23 protein-coding genes are annotated in these 24958 nt (G+C 62.0%); 12 read left to right on the top strand and 11 right to left on the bottom strand.

The annotated features are described in order from the left end of the window. Positions 1-8 precede the first annotated feature (8 nt). Entirely contained in the window at positions 9-887 is an 879-nt protein-coding gene (locus ACJJVH_RS08530) for a 50S ribosomal protein L11 methyltransferase (RefSeq protein WP_112797950.1), read from the top strand. 207 nt (positions 888-1094) lie between these two features. On the opposite strand, the gene ACJJVH_RS08525 is transcribed toward ACJJVH_RS08530, so the two are convergent. Beyond that, positions 1095-1235: a hypothetical protein gene (locus ACJJVH_RS08525; RefSeq protein WP_169644998.1), complete on the bottom strand. Its 141-nt coding sequence runs from the start codon at positions 1233-1235 to the stop codon at positions 1095-1097. A gap of 343 nt (positions 1236-1578) precedes the next feature. Between ACJJVH_RS08525 and ACJJVH_RS08520 the strand changes: the two genes are divergently transcribed. Further along, the gene (locus ACJJVH_RS08520) at positions 1579-3414 is read left to right on the top strand and encodes an aminopeptidase P family protein (protein ID WP_412065084.1); all 1836 of its coding nucleotides are present in this window, start codon (positions 1579-1581) and stop codon (positions 3412-3414) included. 48 nt (positions 3415-3462) lie between these two features. On the opposite strand, the gene ACJJVH_RS08515 is transcribed toward ACJJVH_RS08520, so the two are convergent. Further along, a complete protein-coding gene (locus tag ACJJVH_RS08515; protein WP_112797948.1) occupies positions 3463-3774 on the bottom strand; it encodes an AzlD family protein in 312 nt (103 codons plus the stop codon). Between the two features lie 2 nt (positions 3775-3776). Then, the gene (locus ACJJVH_RS08510) at positions 3777-4499 is read right to left on the bottom strand and encodes an AzlC family ABC transporter permease (protein WP_112797947.1); all 723 of its coding nucleotides are present in this window, start codon (positions 4497-4499) and stop codon (positions 3777-3779) included. 233 nt (positions 4500-4732) lie between these two features. Here ACJJVH_RS08510 and ACJJVH_RS08505 point away from each other — a divergent pair, with 233 nt between their 5' ends. Beyond that, on the top strand, positions 4733-4984 hold the full coding sequence (locus ACJJVH_RS08505) for a DUF2164 domain-containing protein (protein ID WP_112797946.1): 252 nt from the start codon (positions 4733-4735) through the stop codon (positions 4982-4984). A 7-nt stretch (positions 4985-4991) separates the two neighbouring features. Here ACJJVH_RS08505 and panB read toward each other — a convergent pair whose 3' ends face one another. Further along, positions 4992-5813 carry a 3-methyl-2-oxobutanoate hydroxymethyltransferase gene (gene panB / locus ACJJVH_RS08500; protein ID WP_412065083.1) on the bottom strand — a complete coding sequence of 274 codons (822 nt, stop codon included), beginning with the start codon at positions 5811-5813 and terminating at the stop codon, positions 4992-4994. A 1-nt stretch (position 5814) separates the two neighbouring features. Further along, positions 5815-6690 carry a pantoate--beta-alanine ligase gene (gene panC, locus ACJJVH_RS08495; RefSeq protein WP_113434797.1) on the bottom strand — a complete coding sequence of 292 codons (876 nt, stop codon included), beginning with the start codon at positions 6688-6690 and terminating at the stop codon, positions 5815-5817. A gap of 385 nt (positions 6691-7075) precedes the next feature. On the opposite strand from panC, the gene ACJJVH_RS08490 reads away from it, so the two are divergent. From ACJJVH_RS08490 to ACJJVH_RS08480, 3 genes are all read left to right on the top strand, one after another. Beyond that, on the top strand, positions 7076-7456 hold the full coding sequence (locus tag ACJJVH_RS08490; RefSeq protein ID WP_112797942.1) for a hypothetical protein: 381 nt from the start codon (positions 7076-7078) through the stop codon (positions 7454-7456). Then, complete coding sequence (locus ACJJVH_RS08485) at positions 7453-7644, top strand: helix-turn-helix transcriptional regulator (RefSeq protein ID WP_112797941.1); 192 nt, start codon at positions 7453-7455, stop codon at positions 7642-7644. The genes ACJJVH_RS08490 and ACJJVH_RS08485 overlap by 4 nt, the downstream gene beginning before the upstream one ends. Positions 7645-7778: 134 nt before the next feature. Further along, positions 7779-9176 (top strand): hypothetical protein, encoded by a 1398-nt coding sequence (locus tag ACJJVH_RS08480; protein ID WP_412065082.1) that lies wholly within the window; start codon positions 7779-7781, stop codon positions 9174-9176. Positions 9177-9182: 6 nt separating this feature from the next. Here the strand turns inward: ACJJVH_RS08480 and ACJJVH_RS08475 are convergent, their stop codons facing one another. The 4 genes from ACJJVH_RS08475 to ACJJVH_RS08460 all read right to left on the bottom strand — a co-directional run bounded on the left by ACJJVH_RS08475 (position 9183) and on the right by ACJJVH_RS08460 (position 13262). Continuing rightward, positions 9183-10268 (bottom strand): glycosyltransferase family 4 protein, encoded by a 1086-nt coding sequence (locus ACJJVH_RS08475; protein ID WP_412065081.1) that lies wholly within the window; start codon positions 10266-10268, stop codon positions 9183-9185. An 82-nt stretch (positions 10269-10350) separates the two neighbouring features. Beyond that, positions 10351-10974, bottom strand: coding sequence for a bifunctional nicotinamidase/pyrazinamidase (gene pncA, locus ACJJVH_RS08470; protein WP_412065080.1), 624 nt, complete (start codon positions 10972-10974; stop codon positions 10351-10353). A gap of 108 nt (positions 10975-11082) precedes the next feature. Further along, complete coding sequence (gene fucP, locus ACJJVH_RS08465) at positions 11083-12366, bottom strand: L-fucose:H+ symporter permease (RefSeq protein ID WP_113356666.1); 1284 nt, start codon at positions 12364-12366, stop codon at positions 11083-11085. A 281-nt stretch (positions 12367-12647) separates the two neighbouring features. After that, the gene (locus ACJJVH_RS08460; RefSeq protein WP_112797932.1) at positions 12648-13262 is read right to left on the bottom strand and encodes a TetR/AcrR family transcriptional regulator; all 615 of its coding nucleotides are present in this window, start codon (positions 13260-13262) and stop codon (positions 12648-12650) included. A 171-nt stretch (positions 13263-13433) separates the two neighbouring features. Here ACJJVH_RS08460 and ACJJVH_RS08455 point away from each other — a divergent pair, with 171 nt between their 5' ends. Next, positions 13434-14171, top strand: a complete 738-nt coding sequence (locus ACJJVH_RS08455; RefSeq protein ID WP_412065079.1) for an SDR family oxidoreductase — start codon at positions 13434-13436, stop codon at positions 14169-14171. A gap of 141 nt (positions 14172-14312) precedes the next feature. On the opposite strand, the gene ACJJVH_RS08450 is transcribed toward ACJJVH_RS08455, so the two are convergent. After that, complete coding sequence (locus ACJJVH_RS08450) at positions 14313-16766, bottom strand: ATP-dependent helicase (protein WP_412065078.1); 2454 nt, start codon at positions 16764-16766, stop codon at positions 14313-14315. A gap of 364 nt (positions 16767-17130) precedes the next feature. Between ACJJVH_RS08450 and ACJJVH_RS08445 the strand changes: the two genes are divergently transcribed. From ACJJVH_RS08445 to ACJJVH_RS08430, 4 genes are all read left to right on the top strand, one after another. Beyond that, positions 17131-18297, top strand: a complete 1167-nt coding sequence (locus ACJJVH_RS08445) for an efflux RND transporter periplasmic adaptor subunit (protein ID WP_412065077.1) — start codon at positions 17131-17133, stop codon at positions 18295-18297. After that, complete coding sequence (locus tag ACJJVH_RS08440) at positions 18294-21452, top strand: efflux RND transporter permease subunit (protein ID WP_412065076.1); 3159 nt, start codon at positions 18294-18296, stop codon at positions 21450-21452. The genes ACJJVH_RS08445 and ACJJVH_RS08440 overlap by 4 nt, the downstream gene beginning before the upstream one ends. 245 nt (positions 21453-21697) lie before the next feature. Beyond that, entirely contained in the window at positions 21698-22711 is a 1014-nt protein-coding gene (locus tag ACJJVH_RS08435) for a flagellin (protein ID WP_412065075.1), read from the top strand. Between the two features lie 187 nt (positions 22712-22898). Further along, positions 22899-23567, top strand: coding sequence for an OmpA family protein (locus ACJJVH_RS08430; RefSeq protein WP_113385653.1), 669 nt, complete (start codon positions 22899-22901; stop codon positions 23565-23567). Between the two features lie 51 nt (positions 23568-23618). Here ACJJVH_RS08430 and ACJJVH_RS08425 read toward each other — a convergent pair whose 3' ends face one another. After that, positions 23619-24026, bottom strand: coding sequence for a DUF2000 family protein (locus ACJJVH_RS08425; protein ID WP_113356672.1), 408 nt, complete (start codon positions 24024-24026; stop codon positions 23619-23621). Positions 24027-24040: 14 nt separating this feature from the next. On the opposite strand from ACJJVH_RS08425, the gene ACJJVH_RS08420 reads away from it, so the two are divergent. After that, positions 24041-24937, top strand: a complete 897-nt coding sequence (locus ACJJVH_RS08420) for an AraC family transcriptional regulator (protein ID WP_412065074.1) — start codon at positions 24041-24043, stop codon at positions 24935-24937. Positions 24938-24958: the final 21 nt, after the last annotated feature.

Below are 24958 nucleotides of genomic sequence, written 5' to 3'. Positions count from 1 at the left end.
GCGACGAGTTGAGTGAAATTCGCCTGTATGTGACGACGACCGAGAAGAAGGCCGAGCAGATTCTGGATCTGATGACGCCGGTGTTCGAGGATGAAGAGTTTCCGATTGCGACGACGGAAGTCGACGAGAAGAACGATGTCTGGGAGGCCTCGATCTATCTGTATGCCGTGGACGAGGATGAGGTCCGTGGTCGTTTCGAAGCGCTTTTGAAGCCTGTCTTCCCCGAACTTGCCATTGAAAGGGAAGTCCTTCCCGATATCGACTGGATCGCGAAGTCGCTGGAAGGGCTGAAGCCGGTGCGCGCCGGCCGTTTCCTCGTGCACGGCTCGCACGATCGCGACAAGGTCGGCTCGAGCGATATCGCTATCGAGATCGAAGCCGGGCAGGCTTTCGGCACCGGCCATCACGGGACGACGGCTGGCTGCCTGGAAACGATCGAGAAGGTTGTCGCCAGCCGCCGCGTGCGCAACGCGCTCGATCTCGGCACCGGCAGCGGCGTTCTGGCGATTGCCGTGCGCAAGCTGCGCGCTATTCCGGTTCTGGCGACGGATATCGATCCGGTTGCCGTTCGCGTCGCCCGGGACAATGTCCGCAGCAACGGAATCGCTTCGGGCATCACGCTTGAGACCGCGCCGGGCTTTCATTCCACGGCTTTTTCCCGTCACGGTCCCTTCGACCTGATCATCGCCAATATTCTTGCGCGTCCGCTCATCAAAATGGCGCCGCAGCTGGTTGCCCATCTGGCGCCGGGCGGCTCGGTCATTCTGTCGGGCATTCTGGCCGAGCAGCGCTGGAAGGTCCTTGCCGCCTATAACGGCGCAAAGCTGCGCCATGTCCGCACCATCTGGCGCAATGGCTGGGTGACAATCCATCTTGACCGGCCTTGAGCCGGTCTCACCCCGCCGATCCGGTTGCAGGCAAATAAAAAAGGCGGTGCCGAAGCACCGCCTTGAAGATCGGCTTTCGCCAATCTTTGCCCGCGAGCGTGTGGAGGAGGAGAGTGCTCAAGCGGGCTCTAGCGTTCTGATCGCGATCCGGGAGGGAGGAGGAGAACCGGATTGCGATCGGCTTAGAACGCGTAGCTCGTAAACTTCTTAGCGGCGGCCGCCGCGGCTGGCGCCGATTGCCTTTGCGGTTTCGACTTCGAGCTGACGAAGCGAGCCGACGGAGTGGCGTACGGTGCGACGCTCGCCAGCCAGCGCCGGGCTAACATAAGCGGAGCGGGTGATAGGCATTGTCTTAAGTCCTTGGTTTGTGCTGGTTCTTCGTGAACCCGTTCGATGCGCCGGATATAGCGATTCGTCTTTTGGCTTGGCAGGGGGGTGATTTCATGGGAGCTATGCGTTCCATGCATGTTTCGTGCCGCGAAGATGTCATATTTGCCGAGTGATGCTCATGAAATGGGCGGATTCGTTAACGGCGAGATACTGAGATGTGACGCCCTGGAACGGCGCGATATGCCCTTTGCCGCGCATATCGTCTCGCTGACTGAAAATCACGTCGCACTTCCGCCCATCATGCTCTAACATACTGGCAGCATTCAGTTTCACGGATTCTCCACCAGTTTTGGATCAGGCCATGTTTCAGTCTTTCGACGTCACTTCCACCCCGCAATTCGGTCGCGAACGGGTCGCCAATTTGCGCGCCGCCTTCGGCGATCTTGGCATTGACGGCTTCCTCGTGCCGCGTGCCGACGAATATCAGGGCGAGTATGTGCCCAAATGCTCGGAGCGCCTCGCATGGCTCACGGGCTTCACTGGATCGGCGGGTGTTGCGCTTGTGACACACAGCCAGGCCGTGGTGTTTGTGGATGGCCGCTATGTGACGCAGCTTGCCGAGCAGGTGGATCGCAGCGTCTTCACCGGCGGCGATCTGGTGAACGAACCGCCACATGTCTGGTTGCCGCGCCACGCCAAGAAAGGCTTCCGGCTCGGCATCGACCCGTGGCTGCATACGGGTGCCGAAGTGCGCCGGCTGGAAAAGGCGTTGGCCGAGATCGACGGCAAGCTGGTATTCCTGCCGCACAATCCGCTCGACAAGCTCTGGAAGGATCGGCCGGCGGAACCGCTCGGCGGGGTCATCATTCAGGATATCGGCCAGGCCGGCGTACTGGCGAGGGACAAGCTTGCGGCCATTTCGAATGGCCTCAGGGAGAAGAATCTCAAGGCGGTGCTGATCACCGATCCCTCGTCGGTTGCCTGGATCTTCAATATCCGCGGCAGCGACGTGCCGCACACGCCGCATCCTCTGGCGCGCGCCATCATCTATGCGGATGGTGAAGCCGAGCTGTTTCTCGACAAGCGCAAGACCAAGGTCGAGGCCGAAGCCTATCTGACCCAGATCTGCAAGCAGCTGCCGCCCTCCGAACTCGTCAGGCGGCTGGCCGCTGTATCTGCGAATGGCGGGCGCATTCTTGTCGATCCGGATCTTGCTTCCTATGCGCTTACGGACATCATCCGGCATGAGGGCGGCGAGGTCGTGGAAGGCAACGACCCTGCCAAGCTGCCGCGCGCCTGCAAGAATGCCGCCGAAATCAATGGATCGGCGGCCGCTCATCTGCAAGACGGTGCCGCCATGGTCGAGTTCCTCTACTGGCTGGAGACGAGCAAGCCGGGGACGGTGACGGAAATCGCCGCTGCCGAACGGCTGGAAGCCTGCCGCGCCCGCGTCGGCGAAAGCATGCAGAACCCGTTGAAAGACATTTCCTTCGATACGATCTCCGGCGCCGGCGAGCACGCGGCTATCATGCACTATCGCGTGACGACGGCAAGCGACCGGCTGATCCAGGCCGGCGAGATGTTCCTGATCGATTCCGGCGCGCAATACATCAACGGCACCACCGATATCACCCGCACGGTCGGCATCGGTGCCGTCCCGGAGGAGCAGAAGCGTCTTTTCACGCTGGTTCTGAAGGGCATGATAGCCATCAGCACGGCGCGCTTCCCGAAGGGCACGCGCGGCTGCGATCTCGATCCGCTGGCGCGCATCGCGCTCTGGAAGGCCGGTGTCGACTTCGCGCATGGCACGGGCCATGGCGTCGGCTCCTATCTTTCCGTTCATGAGGGGCCGCAGCGCATCGCGCGTCTCGCAGTGCAGGAGCTGCTTCCCGGCATGATCCTCTCCAACGAGCCGGGCTACTATCGCCCCGGCCATTTCGGCATCCGTATCGAAAACCTGATCTACATTCGCGATCCGGAGGAAATCGAGGGCGGCGACATGCCGATGCTGGGCTTCGAAACCCTGACGTTCTGCCCGATCGACCGCAGTCTCGTGCTTGTCGAGCTACTGACGCATGAGGAGTTGCACTGGCTGAACGAATACCACGTCCGGACGCGCGAGGCGCTCATGCCGCTGATCCACGATCATGATGTCCGGGCCTGGCTGGAAAATGCCACGCTGGAGCTCAACCACTGAGAATCATCGCCCATCCCGCTCTCGAAAGTGGGGTGGGCGTCCTGTTTTTCAGGCGCCAATGGAATGGCGCCACGCCATGACGACGATCCATCCCGCCACCAGCATATAGGTCGAGGGGTAGCGCAGGCCGACGAGAAGGGCAGCGAGCATCGCCACCTTGGTATCCCATCCCCCGATGAAGAAGGCGGGCGCGACGAGGGTCGTCAGCACGGCGGCGGGCACGGCATTCAGTGCCGCTTCGACGCGCGGGGGAATGCGGGTCATCTTGACGATGAGGATGTAGCCGCCGACGCGCGTCAGGAAAGTCACCACGGCTGCGGCCGCAATCAGCAGGACCATGTGCGGATCGAAATCGAGCATGGTCAGACCTCGTGGTTTTCGTGAGCGATGTCGGGCTTGCGATTCGCCTTTACCGGCGGCAGCACTGCGGCAAGCGCAACGCCGGCGAGGGCGCCGATGCTGACATGCCAGGGCGAGCCGACATAACGATAGGCGATGGCGGATGCGACGGCGCTGGCGGCCACGACGGGCAGGAAGTTGTCGCGCTTGCGGAAGCCCATGACGATGCCGAGGAAATAGATCGGCAGCAGGATATCGAGACCGATGGCCTTCGGATCGCCGATCAGACTGCCGAGAAGGCCGCCAATCAGGCTGATCAGCACCCAGGGAATGTAGACCATGGCGGCAAAGCCCATGTACCAGGCGAACGTCACCGGCTTGCCGCTTTCATGGCGCTGGATTGTCGCGGCAAATTGCGGATCGACCAGCAGGAAGAAGGTCAGGAATTTCTCCACTGCGGAAAAATGCCTGATATAGCGCGCAATCGCCGCCGAATAGAGCACATGCCGGAAGTTCACCGCCAGGATCGACAGCACGATGAGCCATGCCTGGACGTTATGGCCGAAGAGATCCAGCCCGACCATCTGGCTGGCGCCGGCATAGACCGTGCCGCTCATCAACGTCAGCTCCCCGAGCGACATGCCCTGATCGCGCGCGAGCGCTCCGAAAAGCGCTCCGAAAGGCGCTGCGGCGAGCCCGACGGCAATGCCACCTTTCAATCCGTCTAGAAATTCCGCGCGACTCATGGTCCGCTCTGTCCTTCATGGAAAATCCGGCATATGCCGGAATTGCTGTCTTCGCAGTCCGCGGCGCAAATCATCTCTTTAACCAAGGTCGCAGCCCCGCGCATCGGCTCCCCCGCCGCTCAATGGCCGGAGCAGTAAGCCGTGCATACAAAACCGGCAATTGAATTTCCTTGATGGATCAATTGATTTCGTTGAAGCGGTAGCGCGGACGCGGTCGATAACGGGAGACGGAGATGAAGAAGATCACTTTTTCGAAGGAAGAGAAGGCGGCCGTCGTCGCCCGCCTTCAGCAATATTTCACCGACGAGCTCGACCAGCAGATCGGCACGCTGCCCGCCGAATTCCTGCTGGATTTCTTCACGGCCGAGATCGGGCCGTATTACTACAATCAGGGCCTGCGCGATGCGCATGCCGCGCTGGTGAGCAAGATGGAGGATTTCGGCGAGGCAATCTATCTGCTGGAGAAGGAGCCGGCCAAGGGCTGATGCAGCCTCATTTCTTCGGCTGGAACGTATGCTCCAAAGCCGGGAAGCTGCGGGCCTTCACATCCTCGGCATAGGCTTCGGCTGCTTTGGAGATCAGGGGCGCCAGCTCTGCGAAATGCTTGACGAAGCGCGGCTTGAAATCGTTGAACAGGCCAAGCATATCGTCGGAGACGAGAATCTGCCCGTCACAGGCGGCAGACGCGCCGATGCCGATGGTGGGAACGGCGATCGCGGCGGTAATCTCGCGGGCAAGCGGTTCGATCGTGCCTTCGATCACCATTGCGAAGGCGCCGGCCTCGGCGATCGCCCTGGCGTCGCGGCGAATTTTGTCGGCTTCCTTGTTCGTGCGTCCGAGTGAACGATAGCCGCCGGTCGTGTTCACCTGCTGCGGCATCAACCCGACGTGACCGAAAACGGGAACGCCGCGACTGGTCAGGAAAGCAACGGTTTCGGCCATCTCCTCGCCGCCTTCCAGCTTCACACCGTCACAGCCGGTTTCCTTCAGGATGCGGGCCGCACTGAGAAAGGCTTGCTCCTTCGATTCCTGATAGGAGCCAAAGGGCAGGTCGACGATGACGCAGGCATGTCTTGTCCCGCGCATGACGGCCTGGCCGTGGGCTATCATCATCTCCAGCGTGACGCCGACGGTGGTTTCCATACCGTAGAGCACCATGCCGAGGGAATCGCCGACCAGCAGCAGGTCGCAATGCGGGTCGAGCAGGCGGGCGATCGGCGTCGTATAGGCCGTCAGGCTGACGATGGGACGCGTGCCCTTCATCGCTTCGATGGCGGCGGGTGTCATGCGTCTGGTCTGTCCGACGGTGCTCATCTCACGCTGCCTTTTCGTTGCCGGATTGTTCTCGGCCGATAACGCGGTTGTCGAGCAGGCGGGTGGTGCCGATGCGGACGAAGAGCGCGATGAGGACAGGGCGACCCTGCAGCTCTGCCAAAGGTTCCAGCGTGTCGGGATCGCGAACCGCGGCGACTTCGGCTGTTGCAAGCGGTTCCATGCCGATGAAGACGCGCAACGCTTCTTCCAGTGCTGCCGGATCGTTTGCGCCGAGCTCGTAAAGCCTTTCGGCTTCCGCCAATGCCTTCGGGACGATGACGGCTGCGGCGCGCTCTTCTTTCGACAGGTAGACGTTGCGCGAGGATAGCGCCAGGCCATCCGTATCGCGGACGGTCGGCACCGGCACGACACGAACGGGCTGCGCCAGATCCTCCACCATGCGGCGGATGATCGCTACCTGCTGGTAATCCTTCTCGCCGAAATAGGCGTTGTCGGGCTGGACGATATTGAAGAGCTTGGTGACGACCGTGGCGACACCGGCGAAATGGCCGGGGCGAACCGCGCCTTCCAGCTCGATACCGAGTTTCGGCACGTCGACAACGGTTTCCATCGGTCGCGGGTACATGTCCGTGACGCCGGGGGCGAAGAGAAAGTCGACGCCGCCTTCGCGCAGCATGGCGCTGTCACGCTCGAGATCGCGCGGATATTTTGCCAAGTCCTCATTCGCGCCGAATTGCAGCGGATTGACGAAGATGGATGTGACGACGATATCGTTCTCGGCCTTGGCGCGGGACACCAGTTCCATATGGCCGGCATGCAGGAAGCCCATGGTCGGCACGAGACCGATTTTCCCGCCGCTCCTGCGGTGTTCGCCGAGCCGCTCGCGCAGGCCGGCTATCGTGTCGATGATCTCCATGCTGGCACTCCTCCCCAGGCTGCGCCGCCGTACACTGCCCGTTTTCTCCCTGAATTTTACGGGTCCTTCTAACGTGTGCAGTGCAAAAAAGCAATTCGATGGCATTGCACTGCAATCACGGACCGGGGAGGACTTCGACACGGCTCGACCATATCCTCCCAGCCGGAAAGCTGCCCGGTGATGACGCCGTGGCCGGCATGATCAAGACGGCTTTCGTTGCCGCCTCGGGACTGCTTTCTCCGATGTTGTCCAAGGGGCGGTTGATGGGCTTTCTTGTCCTTTGTCGGCAGTCGCTTATCGCGAAGCGTCGATAGCGATATGTAAAGCATACTTGACAGCTGCCTTGCCATGGCGATATGTAAAGCATGCTTTACAGGAGGTCGAAATGACAAGATATCGCTATCTGGTGGAATTGGGAGCCAGCATGCTCGCCTATGGCGCCGCGCTCACGATGTCGGTCTGGCTCATCGATCATGGCATGGTCGAAAATCCAGTCTGGAAAACGATCCTGTCGCTGACGCCGATGTTGCCGGCCTTCCTGGTGGCCATGTCAATTCTGCGCCACCTTCGGCGGATCGACGAATTGCAGCGCAGGATTCAGCTGGAAGCCTTTTCACTGGCCTTTGCCGGTACGGCGCTGATTACTTTCAGCTATGGTTTCCTTGAGAATGTCGGCTATCCGAAGCTGTCGATGTTTGCCGTGTGGCCTCTCATGTCGACGCTTTGGATCATTGGCGGCATCATCAGCCATCGGCGCTATCGATGAAAAACCGGCTTAAGTCATTGCGCGTCGAGCGTGGCTGGTCGCAGGGCGAATTTGCCGCCATGCTCGATGTTTCCCGGCAAACGGTCAACGCCATCGAGAACGAGCGCTACGACCCCAGCCTGCCGCTCGCCTTTGTGATCGCCCGGGTCTTCGGTTTGCCGATCGAGCAGATATTCGAAGAGCGATGATCTTTCGGCCCGCGGACGGCGTTCGTCGCCGGGTGGTCTGACAGGTTATCGTGCATGCGGGATCGGCGCTTCAAATCCCGCATTATCCGTTCCGGATTAGCGCTTTCCTCAATCTTTTGCTGTTAGCTGCCGACATGGCGAAGATCGTGGCATTGGCGGCATATTTCTATCAGGCGGCAGTCGCTTTCGGGCTGCTGATCGCGGTCGCGCATCTGCTCACTCCGGCGGATTATGCTGCCTATTCGCTGTTCATTTCGATCAGTCAGTTCGCAGCGATTTTCTGTTTCGAATGGGTCCGTTTTGCCTGCAGTCGTTTCTATCCCGGGCAGGGAGCTGGAAGCGAAGCGCTGGAGCGCAGGGCGCTGAGCGTCGAATTCGCTGTCTGTTCGGCGGTCTGCCTGATTGCCGCCTTCGCCTCGATCGTCTTTTCGGTGCCGGCGGAGATCGCCGTGCTTGGCGGCCTGGTCGCCATTTTCCAGGGTGGCAGCGACTTGCATCTGACCATGCTTCGCTTCCGCCAGGAGTTTCGCGTCTTCTCGCGGCTGCAGGGCTCGCGCGCCACCATTCTGGCCGCCGGCACGCTCGCGGGCGCCGCCGTTGCCCCGAATTTCACATGCACGGTCATTGGCCTGATGGCCGGCTATCTCGTCTACGGTCTCCTGGCCATGTTCCTGACCCGCAACACTCTGAGCGAGGCGGCTCGTTTCGAGACGCCGCTGGTTCGCAAGCATTTCGTCTATGGCAGCGTTGCCGCCTCGGCATCGGTCATCGGTATTCTGACGCCATTGGGACTGAAAGCGATCCTCACCGCCATGCTCGGAGCGGGGGCTGCGGCCGGAGCATTGCTGGCGCTCGATCTGCTGCAGCGTCCTTTCGTTCTGATCGTTTCGGCTTTGCAGGCGATCCAGTATCCCGACGTCGTCGCGACGTATGATCGTGAAGGCGCCACACCGATTTTCAGACGACAGCTCGGAGAGTATTATTCGCTGCTCACAGGCCTAACGCTGATGACTGCGGCCGGGATTTTCGCGTTGCTGCAACCTGTCGGCCAGTTCGTCATTTCCGCCGGCCTGCGCAGCGGATTTCTGGCCGCGGCACCGTTCGTCATCGGTCTGGCCGCATGCCGGGCGCTGACGTTCAACATGCTGCCGACGCCGGCGCATCTGCAGCATCGGCTTCTGGCGATATTCGTGCTCGCGGCTCTGGATTGCCTGCTGCTGAACGCCGGGGTGCTGGCTGGCGGTTATCTCGGGTCTTTCAGCGATGCGGCGCTCATGGCCGGCGGCATGATCGGCGCCCTGTGCGCCCTGGCGATCGGGGTGCGGATCATGACGTCGCTTTCCTTCGATTTCGTCTGGCCACCCGTCATCCTCTCCGCCATGGGGCTGGCCATGCCGGTGCTGGCGACCGCCGGTTTCGGCTATTCGCTCTGGACATCGGTGTCGGTCGGCGTGGTCGGGGGCGCTTTCTTCTGCCTGCTCGGCCTCTACAGCTACTTCGTCAAGATGATCCGGCCGCAGGCCCGGCCGTGAAATTTCTCAGAGGTCTTCCAGAATGGACAGGACGCGGTTGGCGCTGCCGTCCCAGGAGAAGCGCGTGACGTTCTGGTAGCCGCGGCGGCGTAGATCCTCGCGCAGCGCGTCGTCCGCCGCGATTCTGCGCATGGCGGCAATGAGCTCATCCTGCGTGGAGGGGTCGAAGTAGAGCGCGGCATCGCCGGAGGCTTCGCGCACGGCGGGGATGTCGGCCGCAAGCACCGGGCAACCCTGCGTCATCGCTTCCAGAGGCGGGATTCCGAAGCCTTCGTAGAGGCTCGGAAAGACGAAAGCCGTCGCGTGTCGCTCCAGTGCGGCGATTTCGGCATCGCTGAGCCGGCCGGGAAATAGCAAGCTGCCGTTTGACTGCTGACCTTCGGATTTGAACACGGTCGGCGCGGAGCCGCCGACGACCACCAGCTTCTGGTTTTCGTCATGGAGCGCCTCGAAGGCACGGATGGCGAAATCGAGGTTCTTGTTCGGCTTCATCGTGCCGACGAGCAGGAAGAAGCCGTTCGTCTTCAGACCAAGCCGCTGCATGACGGCCTCATCGGGCTCGATGGCGGCGAAATGATCGACGGCGTTGTAGACGACGTCGATTCCCGCGGAAGAAACCCGAAAGACGGAGGCGAGTTCCTGCCGCGAAAATTCGGAGACCGTGCCGATCTTGGCGGTGCGCGTCAGCACGGTGCCGAGCGCGCCGTGCAGGAGCCGGTAGCTGCGCTTGAAGGATTGCGGATGGCGGAAGATCGTCACGTCATGGATGACGACAGCCTGACGCCGATGCAGGAGCGGGCCGCTGCCGCCGAAGCCGATCAGGCGGCTGCCGCGTGAGCGCGAAAGCAGCGATGTCTGCTCCCAGACGTGACCGGGGCCGGAACCGAAGCGATCGATTTCTATGGCGGAGAGTGCGAGATCGACGGGTGTATCGCGCGGTACGACCAGGCGCCAGCGCGTGTCTTTCAACGAGGCGGGGAGGGTGCCGGCGGAGATCTTGCGGTCGAGCGCTAGCGTCAGTTCGCGCGCGAAGCGCTGCACGCCGGATAGCGGCTGGCCGAGGAAACGCCCGTTGATGACAATCGACTGCACGCGAAGGATTCCCGATACTTCTTTGATCGGGAACAGCTTGCATCATTTTGTTTAGAGAAGGTTTAGCCCGGCGCGTGCGATTTTAGGCAAGTGCATCCCGGCTGCGGATAATGGCGACGCCGCGGGTTCGCATTTCGTCGATCGCCGCCCTGACGCCGGCCGGATCGATGCCGCGGCTTGCATCCTCGATGAAGCGGACGGCGACACCGGGCAGCATCTCGACAGCGTCGATCGCCGAAAACTTCACGCAGTAATCCGTTGCCAGCCCGCAGAGGTCGAGCGTGGTGACGCCTTTGCCGCGCAGAAAGGCCGCCAGGCCCGTGAGGGCAGCCTGATCGTTGTCGCGGAAGGCGGAATAGCTGTCGACCGAGGGGTTGTGACCCTTCTGCTGGATGAAATCGACCGCGCCGACATGGAGCCCGGGATGGAACTCGGCGTCCTTTGTGTTCTGGACACAATGGTCGGGCCACATCATCTGCGGCTTGCCCGAGAGCGTGCCTATCTCGAAGGGCTTCTTGCCGGGATGGGCGGAAGCGAAGCTGCCGTGGCCGGCCGGATGCCAATCCTGCGATGCGACGATCAGGTCGTATTTGCCGCTGTCGATGAGGGTGTTGGCAACAGGCACCACCTGATCCCCATCCGGCACGGGCAGGTTGCCGCCCGGGCAGAACCCGTTCTGGATATCGATGAGCAGCAGTGCTTTCATGGGGCCGATCCTTCCGTCATTGTTGCACCGCACGATGCCAAGCGGAGCGCTTCGGATCAAGCCCTTTGCGCCCCGCCGGAGGAACCGAGCGGGGCGCGACTGCTTCGGCTATGCGGGCTTGTGACCCTTGAGGCCGTAGAAGGCGATGTAGACATAGCAGATGATCGGCATCAGGAAGGCGAGGTGAATGCCGATCGTATCGGCAAGGCTGCCTTGAATGACCGGCAGGACCGCGCCGCCGACGATGGCCAGGCACAGGATGCCCGAACCCTGGCTCGTATATTTGCCGAGGCCGTGCAGCGCCAGGCTGAAGATCGTCGGGAACATGATGGAGTTGAACAGGCCGATCGCCAGCACGGACCACATGGCGACATGGCCGGTGGTGAACACGGTTATCAGCAGCAGCACGATAACGATGGCGGCATTGAAGGCGAGCGCCTTGCCATCATCGATCTGACGCATGATCAGCGAGCCGACGAAGCGTCCGATCATCGCGCCGCCCCAGAAGTAGGAGACGTAGTGGGCGGCATCGGCTTCGGAGAGATGGGCGATGTCGGGCTGGCTGAGGAAGTTGACGAGGAAGCTGCCGACGCTGACTTCGGCGCCGACATAGACGAAGATGCCGACAGCGCCGAGCACGAGGTGGCGATATTGCCAGGCGGAGCCGCCGCCGCGCATCGGCTCGACGGTTTCCTCATCCTCGACTTCGGGAAGCTTGAGAGCCGCGAAGACGGCTGCGAGCACCAGAAAAGCCACGGCAAGAAGCAGATAGGGAAACTTTACGGCGCCGGCCTCGGCAAGCCGCATGGCGTCGAGCTGTTCAGGGGTAGCGTTGGCGGCGGCGACGGTTGCTGCGGACAGAATCAGCATCGCGCCGAAATAAGGGGCAATCGTCGTGCCGAGCGAATTGAAGGCCTGCGTCAGGTTCAGGCGGCTGGCGGCCGTATCCGGCGGTCCCAGCACGGTAACATAGGGGTTGGCGGCGACCTGCAGGATGGTGATGCCGGTGGCGAGCACGAAGAGCGCGCCCAGGAAAAGTGCATAGACGCGATAGCTGGCGGCCGGGATGAAGAGGGCGCAGCCAACGGCCGCAATCGCAAGGCCGACGACGATGCCCCACTTATAGGTGATACGCTTCACCAGCGCTCCGGCCGGCAGCGACACGATGAAATATGCCCCGAAAAAGCAGAGCTGAATGAGCATCGCTTGAGTATAGTTGAGCTGAAAGACGCTCTTCAGGTGCGGGACCAGAATGTCGTTCAGGCAGGTGATGAAGCCCCACATGAAAAAGAGTGAGGTGAGTGCGATAAGCGCGAATTGGTAATTGCCCTGGCCATGGTGTGCGGATGCACGGGCGCTGGTGGGCGCAGAGCTTGTTGCTGAGCCAGCCACTTGTTTATCCTCGATTGTTGTTGTCGCCAGGCTTCGATGTTTCTCGGGCAGGAGGCCCGAACGGGCCGATGAGATAGGCTGGCGGCGGCTTGCCGGAACGCCGCGGGAAATGCGGGACCCCGAAGCCGCTCAAATCGATATAATCGATTGGATCATTATTGGTAGCTTGCTAGGGATACGGATTTTGCAATGCAGCAATGCAATCATTCGCCACCGGACGATGCCAGGCAAAGCTTGCCCGCCTTGTGGCGATGCACTCGATTTGCCGCCGGCTGCCGGTATCAGCCGTCGTTGTTCAAATAGCCGAGCACAGCCCGCTTTACGCGGAGCGCCAATTGGTTTCTGTCCCGGTCGCCATGTTCGCCGGCGGCGTCGACCATCCCCTTGATGATTGCCACCACGTCGCGGCTTGCGACATCGAGATCGGCCTGTGGCGGCAGGTCCGATCGCAACAGGGTTGCGCGCGTGAGCTCGAAAAATCTCATCTTGACCTTTTGGGTGGCAGCGTCGAGCGGCAGGCGCGCTTCTTCGAAGTCGAGCAGGCGGGCGAGGGCGGGGCGGCGAAGCTGCTGCTCGACGCAGGGAAGAATGAGCGCCGACAGCGCCTCGTTGCCGGTGAGACTGGTGGTTGCGCGTTCCGCGTCTTCGACGAGGCGGGAGGTCTCCCGAAAGATCAACGCTCCGATCAACGCGTCCTTGCGCGGAAAATATTGATAGAGCGAGCCGACGCTGACGCCGGCCCTTTCCGCGACGGCGTTGGTGGAGAAGGCTTCATGGCCGCGTTCTTCCAGAATGCGAGCCGCAGCCTCCACGATCGCCTCGACGGTCGCGAGCGAGCGGGCTTGTTTCGGCGCTTTTCTCGGCGCGGGGCGGCTCTTCAGAGGGCTTTCGGACATGTTCCTGAAATGCGAGTAGCAAAAAGCGAATTATCGCTCATATTACAGGTCAAGGCCCAACGAAACAAGCGTTTCAGCGACTTCGGGAGATTGAGTTCTCCGGTGCGCGGCTTAGCGCATGCGCAAGTGGCACGCCAGTCGTTTGGGCCGGGATGACAAGGAGATTCATGCATGACCAGCGAAATCAAAACCGCAATCGTAACCGGCGCATCGAAGGGCATCGGGGCCGCCATTGCAAGACAGCTTGCCGCCGATGGCTTTCAGACCATCGTGAACTACGCATCGAGTTCCGGCGAGGCGGCGGAAATCGTTGCCGGCATCGAGCAGGCCGGTGGCCGCGCGCTTGCGGTCCGCGCGGATATTGCCGACGCCCAGGCGCTGACAGCATTGTTCGATCGTGCCGAAGCCGAGTTCGGGCGCGTCGATGTGCTCGTCAACAATGCCGGGATCAGCAAATTCTCGCCATTGGCCGAGGTTTCGGATGAGGATTTTCAGCGGCAGATCGCCGTCAACCTGACGGGCACCTTCAACGGAATGCGCGAAGGGGCAAAGCGGATGCGCGATGGCGGCCGCATCATCAACCTGTCGACGAGCATCATCGGACATTACTCCCCCGGCAACGGCGTCTATGCGGCGACGAAGGCGGCGGTGGAGGCGATGACGCATATTCTCGCCAAGGAGCTCGGCACACGCGGCATCACCGTCAATGCGGTGGCGCCTGGGCCGATCGCCACGGAGTTGCTGTTCAAGGGGCGGTCCGAAGACCTGATCCAGCGCCTGGTAAGCGACATCCCGCTCGGCCGTCTCGGGCTGCCGGAAGACATCGCCCGGATCGTATCGTTTCTCGCCAGCGCTGAGAGCGGCTGGATCAACGGCCAGATCATCCGGGCGAACGGCGGGCGCAATTGAAATCGAGTAGCGGGCGCGCGTGGTCGACGGTGTCTCGTGGGAGCCCTTCTGTTCGGTTCGATCTTCCACTGGCGACTCTGGGACCGTAACCCCGTATGCTTGGACCGGCTTCTGGTTCCAAACCAGAAGCCGGTCTGCTGATCAAACCCGCTCCACAAACCCGTCCAGCACGCGTTTCTGCCCGGCGCGGTCGAATTCGATCGTCAGCTTGTTGCCCTCGATCTCCGAGACGTTGCCGTTGCCGAACTTGATGTGGAAGACGCGATCGCCGATGGCGAATTTGGAGGGTTCGGAGGAGGTGGATTTGGCCACCAGCTCGCCGTCGATGGTGCGCACCTTCGGGCCGCTTTCGCCATAGCCGATGCGTTCGACGGCATGGCCGGAGCGAGTGCCCCAGTTGTCGCGCGTCGCGTCGTTGCGGTTCGCCTGCGCGCGTTTCCAGCCGGGGGTGGAATAGGTGTTGGCGAAGGGATCGGCTTTGTCGAAGCGGGATTGGCCGTAGCCGCCGCGGCCGTAACCGCCATAGGACTGCTCGACTTCGGCAACCTGAACATGCGTTTCCGGCAATTCGTCGAGGAAGCGGGAAGGGATGGTCGATTGCCAGAGGCCGTGGATGCGGCGGTTGGAGACGAACCAGATATGGCAGCGGCGCTTGGCGCGGGTGATGCCGACATAGGCGAGGCGTCGCTCTTCCTCCAAGCCGGCGCGGCCGCTTTCGTCAAGCGAGCGCTGGTGTGGAAACAGACCCTCTTCCCAGCCGGGCAGGAACACGGTTTCGAATTCCAGCCCCTTGGCGGAGTGCAGCGTCATGATGGAGACGGCATCGAGATTTTCGTTCTGCTCGGCATCCATGACAAGGGCGACATGTTCGAGAAAACCGCGCATGGATTCGAAGCTATCCATGGAGCGGATAAGCTCTTTCAGGTTTTCCAGGCGTCCCGGCGCTTCCGCCGATTTATCGTTTTTCCACATGTCCGTGTAACCGGACTCTTCGAGAATCTGCTCGGCGAGATCGGTATGCGGCGTGTTTTCGAGCAGGCCCTGCCAGCGGCGGAAGGACTGCACGACGTCGAACAGCGCCTTGCGCGCCTTCGGCTTCATCTCGTCCGTTTCGATGATATCCGCCGCTGCCGCCAGCATCGGAATATCCCGGACGCGGGCGTAATCGTGCAGGGTTCGCACGGTGGTATCGCCGAGGCCGCGCTTCGGCGTGTTGATGATACGCTCGAAGGCGAGATCGTCGGCCGGCTGGCAGACGAGGCGGAAATAGGCCATGGCGTCGCGGATTTCGAGGCGCTCGTAGAAGCGGGGACCGCCGACGACGCGGTAGTTCAGCCCGAGCGTGACGAAGCGGTCTTCGAATTCGCGCATCTGGAAGGAGGCGCGCACGAGGATGGCGATGTCGTTGAGATTGTGATTGCTGCGCTGCAACTGTTCGATCTCTTCGCCGATCGCGCGCGCCTCCTCCTCGGAATCCCAGGAGGCATGCACCTGCACCTTGATATCGTCGGGGTCCGAGCGATCCGTGAACAGCGTCTTGCCGAGCCGGCCCTCGTTGTGGGCGATCAGATGGGCGGCAGCACCGAGGATATGCTCGGTGGAGCGGTAGTTGCGCTCGAGCTTGATGACCTTGGCGCCGGGAAAATCCTTTTCGAAGCGAAGGATGTTGTCCACCTCCGCGCCGCGCCAGCCGTAGATCGACTGGTCGTCGTCGCCGACGCAGCAGACATTCTGCGGCTCGCCCTTCGGGCGCTGGGCCAGCAGGCGCAGCCACATGTACTGCGCCGTGTTGGTGTCCTGATATTCGTCGACGAGGATGTAGCGGAAGCGCTGGTGGTAATCCTTCAGGATATCCGGATTCCGCCGGAACATATTGATCGGATGCAGCAAAAGATCGCCGAAGTCGCAGGCGTTCAGCGTCTTCAGGCGGTTCTGGTAGGCGGCATAAAGCTCACGGCCCTTGCCATTGGCGAAGGCGCGGGCATCGCCTTCCGGAATGTCGGCCGGACCGAGGCCCTTGTTCTTCCAGGTGTCGATCATGCCGGCGAATTGCTTGGCCGGCCAGCGCTTGTCGTCCAGTCCCTCCGCCTGGATCAACTGCTTGATCAGACGGATGACGTCGTCGGTATCGAGAATGGTGAAACTGGAGGTGAGACCGACAAGCTCGGCATGGCGGCGCAGCAGCTTGACGCCGATCGAGTGGAAAGTGCCGAGCCAGGGCATGCCTTCGACCGCGCCGCCGACGAGCAGCGCGATACGTTCCTTCATTTCCCGCGCGGCCTTGTTGGTGAAGGTGACGGCGAGGATCTGGCTGGGAAAGGCGCGGTTGGTGGACAGGATATGGGCGATGCGGGTCGTCAGCACCCGCGTCTTGCCGGTGCCGGCACCCGCAAGCACCAGGACGGCGCCGTCGAGCGTCTCGACCGCTTCGGCCTGCTCGGGATTGAGGCCCGAGAGATAGTCCGGCCGGCGACCGCTGTCGCGTGCCGCCATGGCGCGGGCCGCAATGCCGCCGGCAGCCGGCGCAGAACGGCGCGGCGCCATGTGCTCCGGCTCCTCGTCGAAGAAGGGAATATCGTCATGTCCAATGGTCATGCGGCCCAATGTAATGATTCTGCCCCGAAAGGCAAAAGAAACGGGCCCAAACTAGAACAAAAAGTGCACATTCACAGGCTGCTGTCGTTCGCGGGAAAGCCGTTTCCAGGGTGGAACGCACCTGCCGATGGGCAAATGAAACGCCTCGTTGTTCGCGCCAGGATTACAACTTTGTCATAATCCGCCTCAAAGCTTGCCGCATATGCTCAAAAACACGATATTGCAGCAAATCGGGCACAATCTTGCAGTATAGAGCCGTCCGACATGAAATTTGGTTCCCTTTAAGTGCGCTGGGTGTGACGGGAACCGTACCAAATCAACGACGCGATTTCATCGCCTCTGACATAACGAGCCGGAGACGTGCATGACCGCCTGGAAGCAGCTTTCCTTGTCTTTTTTCTTGCTGGTGGCAGGCATTGCCGCTGTCGTGGCTTTCGTGCCCGGCGTGACGGGCCTGCTGCAGAAAGCAGGTGTTCCCGAGAAGCTCCTGGCGGCCATCACGCGCGATGAGGATGCCGGCGCGGGGAAGGGCGGCGATGCGGCCGGTGACGGTGCGCGGCGCGGCCAGAACATTCCGCTTGTGGTGACGGAGCCCGTTGCGAGCGGCATCGTCAACGATCGCCTCAGCGCCATCGGCACGGGTGATGCCATCCGCTCGGTTGCCGTCATGCCGCAGGCGACGGGAACGATCCGGGAAATTCTCATCAAGTCCGGCGACAGGGTCAGACAAGGGCAGGTGCTGGCGCGTCTTGACGACGACGAGCAGGTCATCGCCCGCGGGCAGGCGGAAGTTGCGCTGAAAAGCGCTGCCGAGAAGGCGCAGCTCTACCACAACATCAAGTCCAGCGTGTCACGCATGGATGTCTTCGATGCGGAGATTGCCGAGCAGGGAGCGAAGCTGGCGCTGCAATCGGCGGAACTGGCGCTCTCGCGCCGCAACATCGTCGCGCCGATCGACGGGATCGTCGGCATCGTGCCTGTCGTCATCGGCGACAATGTCACGACGACGAGCAATATCGTAACCCTGGACGATCGGTCCGAGATCCTGGTGGACTACTGGGTGCCGGAGCGCTTTGCCAATACCGTCAAGGTCGCTCAGCCTCTGGAGGCGACGTCGGTCGCGTTGCCCGGCCGCGTTTTCTCGGGCGTGGTGGAAGCCGTCGACAATCGCGTCGATGGCGCGAGCCGGACGCTGCGCGTGCGCGGGCGCATCGACAATCCCTCCGACGAATTGCGGGCAGGCATGTCCTTTAACGTTGGCATGCGCTTTGCCGGCGAATCCTATCCTTCGGTCGATCCGCTTGCGGTCCAGTGGGACGGTGCCGGAGCGCATGTCTGGCGCGTTGTCGGCGGCAAATCGTCGAAAGTGCGCGTCAGCATCGTGCAGCGCAATCCGGACGCGGTGCTGGTTCGTGGCGATCTCCGCAATGGCGATCTCATCGTCGTCGAGGGATTGCAGCGCGTGACCGAAGGCGGCGAGGTGCGGTTTGCCCGCGATGTGGCCGAGACCAGAGAGGTCATCACCCAATGATGTCCCATGGCGATGATGAGACGACGGATGCCGGCGCGACTGCGGGCAAGCAATCCTTCACGGCACTCTTCGTGCGGCGGCCGATCCTGGCGCTGGTCTTCAATACGCTGCTGGTCGTCGCCGGCCTTGCGGCCTATTTCGGCGTCGAAGTGCGCGAATTGCCTGACGTCGACCGGCCCGTCGTAACGGTCAGAACCGTGTTCGACGGCGCGTCGCCGCAGACCGTCGACCAGGAGCTGACGAAAATCATCGAAGGCGCCGTTGCCCGCGTCAGCGGCCTGAAATCCGTCTCCTCCAGCTCGTCTTTCGGCCAGAGCCGCGTGACGCTCGAATTTTCCGACGCGACCGACCTTTCGGTCGCCGCCAACGATGTCCGCGATGCCATCGGCCGCATTACCGAACAATTGCCGGATCAGGCGGACGCGCCGCAGATCGTCAAGGCGGATTCGGATTCGCAGCCGATCATGCGCCTTGCAGTCACGTCGAGCACCATGACGATGGACGACCTGACGCAACTCGTGGACAAGGAGATCACCGACCGGCTGGCCTCTGTCGAGGGCGTTGCCGATGTCGAGCTTTACGGCGATCAGGAGAAGGTTTTCCGCATCGATGTCGATCAGGCGGCGCTCGCAGGGCGCGGATTGACGATCGGCGACCTGACGACGGCGCTTGCGACCGCCGCGCTCGACGTGCCGGCCGGATCGTTGAAGAGCGCGCGGCAGGATATCGTCGTACGCGCCACGGCGGCGTTGCAGACGCCGGAGGATTTCTCCCGGCTGATCGTCAAGGATCGCGTGCGGCTCTCCGATGTCGCGACCGTCACGCTCGGGCCGAGGGACGGCACGACCGCGCTCCGCTCGAACGGCGTGCAGGGCGTAGGCCTCGGCATTATCCGCCAGGCGCAGTCGAACACGCTGAATATTTCCGAGGGCGTGAAGGCCGTCGTCGCGCAGCTGTCGAAATCGCTACCCGAGGGAACGCGCATCGTCATCACCAGCGACGATGCCCTGTTCATTCAGGGTGCGATCCACGAAGTCGTGCTGGCGCTCGTCCTGTCGGCGCTGATCGTCACGGCCGTCATCTATCTCTTCCTGCGTGACTGGCGGGCGACGCTGATTCCCGTCGTCACCATGCCGGTGGCGCTCATCGGCACGCTCGCCGCGCTTTATATGGTCGGCTTTTCGGTCAATATCCTGACGCTGCTGGCGATCGTGCTGGCGACCGGCCTCGTGGTCGATGACGCCATCGTCGTGCTCGAGAACATCGTGCGGCGCCGGGCCGAGAAGATCGGACCGCGCGCCGCTGCCGTGCTTGGCACCCGCGAGGTCTTCTTCGCCGTCATCGCCACGACGGCGACGCTTGCCGCCGTGTTCATTCCGCTGTCCTTCCTGCCGGGGCAGGTCGGCGGCCTGTTCCGCGAGTTCGGATTCGTGCTGGCCTTCTCCGTCGGGCTGTCCTCCATCGTCGCGCTGACGCTTTGCCCGATGCTCGCCTCGCGGCTGCTGACCAAGGAGATGCGCGAGGAACACGGGGCGCTCGGCCGCTTCGGCGAACTTTTCGCCAGCGTCTATCGCCGCACGCTCCGGGCCTGTCTCAACGCGCCATTTGTCGTCATCGTCTTCTGCGCCCTGTTTTCGGCCGCTGCCGTCCTGTCCTTCGTCAATGTCAAAAGCGAGCTGACGCCGAGCGAGGACCGAGCGATGGTCATGCTGCGCCTGACGACGCCGCAGGGCGCCGGGCTTGACTATACGAAGGATCAGTTGCAGCGCGTCGAGGAACGGTTGCAGCCGCTGCGCGACAGCGGCGATATCCGCAACATCTATGCGATTTCGGGGATGAGCAGCCAAAAGAACAGCGGCTTCATGGTATTGACCCTGGCGCCCTGGAGCGAGCGCCATCGCACCCAGCAGGAAATCGTCACCGATATCAACCGTGCCATGGCCAATGTGCCGGCCCTTCGCGGCAACGTCGTTCAGGCCAACAGCCTGCGCATTCGCGGCGCTGGCAGCGGCGTGCAGATGGCCCTTATCGGCAACGATCACGAGGCGCTCACCGAGGCCGCGTTGAAACTGGTTCAGGCGCTCGACGCGACCGGGCAATTCGACACGCCGAGGCTCAACAACGAGCCGACGCAGGCCCAGGTCTCCGTCAGCATCGACCGTGAGCGCGCATCCGATCTCGGGGTCGACATTACGGGCCTTTCCGTTGCGCTTCAGTCGTTGCTGGAGGGGCGTTCCGTTGTCGATGTTTTCGTGGCAGGCGAATCCTATCCGGTGCTGCTGACCTCGACGATGCGGCCGATAGACGATCCGACCGATCTGGAAAACGTGTTTCTGAAGACGGGTGACAGCAAGATCGTGCCGATGTCGGTGATCGCGTCGCTGAAGGAGAATGCCGTCGCGCCGCAGCTGACCCGCGAACAGCAGCTTGCCTCGGTTGCAATTACGGCCGGGCTCAAGAACGGTATGTCCCTCGGACAGGCCGTCGAGGACGTAACGCGGATCGCGACGCCACTCTTGCCGCCGGGGTCGCGGCTGATGCCGCTTGCCGAAGCGGCGACGCTGGAGGAGAATTCCAGCGGCATGGCGCTCACCTTCGGCTTTGCCATCGTCATCATCTTCCTGGTGCTTGCGGCACAGTTCGAAAGCATTCTGTCGTCGCTCATCATCATGTCCACCGTGCCGCTCGGCCTGGCATGCGCCGTCTTCGCACTCGTCATCACCGGTTCGAGCCTTAACATCTACAGCCAGATCGGCCTCGTGCTGCTTGTCGGGGTTATGGCGAAGAACGGTATTCTGATCGTAGAGTTCGCCAACCAGCTCCGTGACAAGGGCGAAAGCGTGCGCGAGGCGATCGAGAAGGCGTGCGCCTTGCGCTTGCGCCCGGTCATGATGACAATGATCGCGACAATCCTTGGTGGCGTGCCGCTGGTTTTTGCAGAAGGTGCAGGCGCGGAAGCGCGTATCGCGCTCGGCTGGGTGATCGTCGGCGGCCTCGGTTTCGCGACCCTGGTCACGCTGTACATCACGCCGGTCGCCTATCTGCTGATAGCTCGCTTTGCAAAGCCACAGACGCATGAAGAGCAGCGGTTGCACGACGAAATGTCGGATGCGGCGCTGCGCTCCAAGCTGGCCAACCTGCGCGCCGCGGAATAGGGCAGCACGGGTGAGTTGCGGCCGATTGCGGTCAATACGCCTGTTTATGGTGAAGCATGCGTATCGCTTAGTGCTTTCTTAAGCATGTTTGCTAATCATGGTTGTATGTAACCGCTGGAGCGCAGGCGTTGTTTTGGCCTGCCTCCCTGTTCGCCGACGTCGGCCCGCGCGCATGAGCGCCCGCGGCAAGGTTTCAATGTCTCCTTGTATTTGTTGCGTATCGTTGCGTTCGGAGTTCATGTGCCGTGAGTATTTTTTCGACCTTCATCAGGGTCAGTCCCTCTGTGAATACAGCACTGGAAGTGCTGAAGGACACCCAGACCAAACTCACCAACGCGGAGCGGCAGATGTCGTCGGGCCTGCGGGTGCAGACGGTCAAGGACAATGCCACATATTGGCGAATCTCGACTTTGACGCATACCGACATCGGCGCTATCTCGTCGGTGCAGAATGCGCTCGGTCTTGCTGCCTCCACGGTCAGCACCGCCTCCACGGGCGTCGGCAGTGCAATCGACGTGGTGACGGAAATCAGGACGAAGCTTGTCGGCGCCTATGAGAGCAGCGTCGACAAGACCAAGCTCAACGATGAGATCAGCCAGCTCAAGCAGCAGCTGCGCAGTATCGGAGAATCGGCAACCTTCAACGGCGTCAACTGGATCGTGTTGCAGGACGGCGCGGACCCGGCTGCTCCGCATGAGGTTCCGGGTTCGCTGATCCGCGGCTCCAATGGCACCATCCGGATCGGCATGCTCAACTATGCGGGCGTGACTTCGACGACCGGCCCCATCAGCTCGCTCGACGCGCGTTATCTGATCGACGATCAGTCAGGCGGCACCGGAGGATATGGCGTGCTGACCTCAACCGCTTTCGCGGTGGAGGCCGGTGCCGCGAAAAATTACGTGCTGCTTAACAGCAGGAACGGCGATACGAGCGGTCAGGTCGAAATCGCGCTCGAAGCGAATACGACGCAGGGCGCCGTCGTCGACATGGTCAACACCGTAACGGCGATGCTGAGCCAGCTCAAGACGATCGGGTCCGCCTTCGGCTCCCTGGAATCGCGCATCAACCTTCAGACGGAGTTCGCCAAGGATCTCAGCGATTCGCTGACCAGCGGTGTCGGCAAGCTCGTGGATGCCGATATGGAGCAGCAGTCCAGCAAGGTCCTGGCGTTGCAAACCCAACAGCAGCTCGGATTGCAATCTCTGTCTATCGCCAATGCCAGTTACAAGACGCTAACGCAGCTCTTCCAGAATTTCTGATCGGGCCGTCGGGTCGAGAGTTAGTCGACTTGCGACTCCTTCGGCCGGTTTTCGGGCCGAAGGAGCCGATCCGCTTCAGAAAAGCTGCACTGCGCAGGGGATAGAGGCATGGAGATGTTTTCTCTTCATGATATTGCCGCAATGCTTCATATCTGCTGCGGCCATTGAACCGGAGAGCGACGATTCCATGATCAAGAAAATTGCCATGCTTGCCCTGGCGGCAGCCTTTTTGAACGCGTGCACGACCACCGATCCCTACACGGGGGAGCAGAAAGTTTCCAATACGGCCGGCGGTGCGGCGATCGGCGCCGGCGTGGGTGCTGTTGCCGGTCTCCTCATCGGTCACTCGCCGGCCTCGCGCCGCAATGCCGCGCTGATCGGCGCCGGCGTGGGCGCACTCGCGGGTGCGGGCATCGGCAATTACATGGACCAACAGGAATCCGAACTGCGTGCACAGCTGCAGGGCACGGGCGTTTCGGTGACGCGCGTTGGCGACCGCATCATCCTGAACATGCCGTCGGCGATCACCTTCGACGTCGATCAGGATGCGATCAAGCCGGAATTCTTCCCGACGCTGAATTCCGTCGCGATCGTTCTGCGCAAGTTCAACCGCACGCTGATCGACGTGAACGGCCATACGGATTCGACCGGCAGCCTGCAGCATAACCAGGATCTGTCCGAACGCCGCGCCGGCTCGGTCGCCTCCTATCTCGGCAGCCAGGGCATCGATCAGCGCCGCATGTCGGCGATTGGCTTCGGCCCGTCGCAGCCGGTCGCGTCCAATGCGAGCGAAGCTGGCCGCGCCCAGAACCGCCGTGTCGAGATCCAGATCGCGCCGATCACGCAGAACGGCTAAGCCCGTTCGATGAAGGCGACCGGGTCTCGTGATCCGGCCGCCTTCGTCGGATCATCTATGCATGCTCGCGCCCTTGGTGATCTTGTCGACGGTTTTCTTGTCGGCACGCAAGGCGATGCCGACGACCCGGGCGTCTTCGGGCGCGAATTCGGCAAAGACGGCGCGATTGGCCGCGTCATGGCCGGTCGAGAACATTTCCTCTATGAAGATGGAAGAGGTGACGCCCCGCTCCAGCGAGCGGCGGTGGATGGCGGCGATGTTGTCCTCATCGGCGGATAGAACGATGACGGGCTGGATCGACAGCGCATTGTAGACGTTGCCGGCCCGATCGCGATAGGGTTCGCCGATGATATCCGGATATTGTCCGGCAATGCCTGTCGACAGGAAGGCAGTCACATTCAGCTTTTGCCAGGATTGCAGGTCGCTTCGCAAAACGATCGCGATTTTGGTATCGAACATCGGTGGTCACTTTCATGCAGTCTGAAAAAGGGACGTTGCGCGAGAACGTAGCCGGACAGATCTTCGAAGGTCTTGAACGTTTGTGCGTGACGCCGGAGACCAACCGCATCCTGTCCGCGCCGGCCTATCCGGGAATAGAGCGCATCCAGGCGCAGTTTCGCGGTGACGCATTCGATCTGCATCGGCACGACACCTATGCGCTGGGCGTGACCATGCGGGGCGTGCAGACATTCCGCTACCGTGGCGAGCGGCGCTACAGCTTGCCGGGGAGGGTGATCGTTCTGCATCCCGACGAGCTGCATGACGGCGGAGCTGCGACCGAGGACGGGCTTGTCTATCGCATGCTGTATCTCGAACCGTCGGTACTGTTTCAATGCCTGGAGGCCGCGCGCATCGGCCTGCCCTTCGTCGACGACCCGGTCGTGGAGGACGATCGGCTTGCAGGTCTGCTGCTGGCGGCGCTTGGCGAACTCGATCGCGAACTGGATGAGCTCTTCGTCGACGATTTCGTTTCTCGTCTTGCCGATGGCCTCGCGCAGCATGCCCGGCTGCCTCAGCGACTTTTGGGCAGCATCGCCTGGAGCCAGGTGAAGGCGGCGCGCGACTATCTCGAGGCGCATGTCGTGCGCGGCGTCCGCTCTCAGGAGCTGGAGCGCGTTACCGGCCTCGATCGTTTCGCGCTTGCGCGGCATTTCCGCGCCGCCTTTGCCACGAGCCCGCACCGGTTTCTGCTGATGCGCAGGCTGCAGCAGGCCAAGGCGCTGATCGGCGGAGGCGAGCCGATTGCCGAAGTTGCCGCCGCCACCGGGTTTGCCGATCAGAGCCATCTGACCCGGCATTTCAAGAAAGCGTTCGGCATTGCGCCAGGCGCGTGGAGCAGTATGGTGCGCGGCGCAGGAGCGCGCCGCTGACTGCTTTCCGGCAGGTCCGGC

Origin of the sequence: Rhizobium sp. SYY.PMSO, from assembly GCF_046840415.1 — a bacterium.
Lineage (GTDB): Bacteria > Pseudomonadota > Alphaproteobacteria > Rhizobiales > Rhizobiaceae > Rhizobium.
The sequence above is the reverse complement of the archived record's forward strand: the minus strand, read 5'-3'. Positions and strand labels throughout refer to the sequence as shown.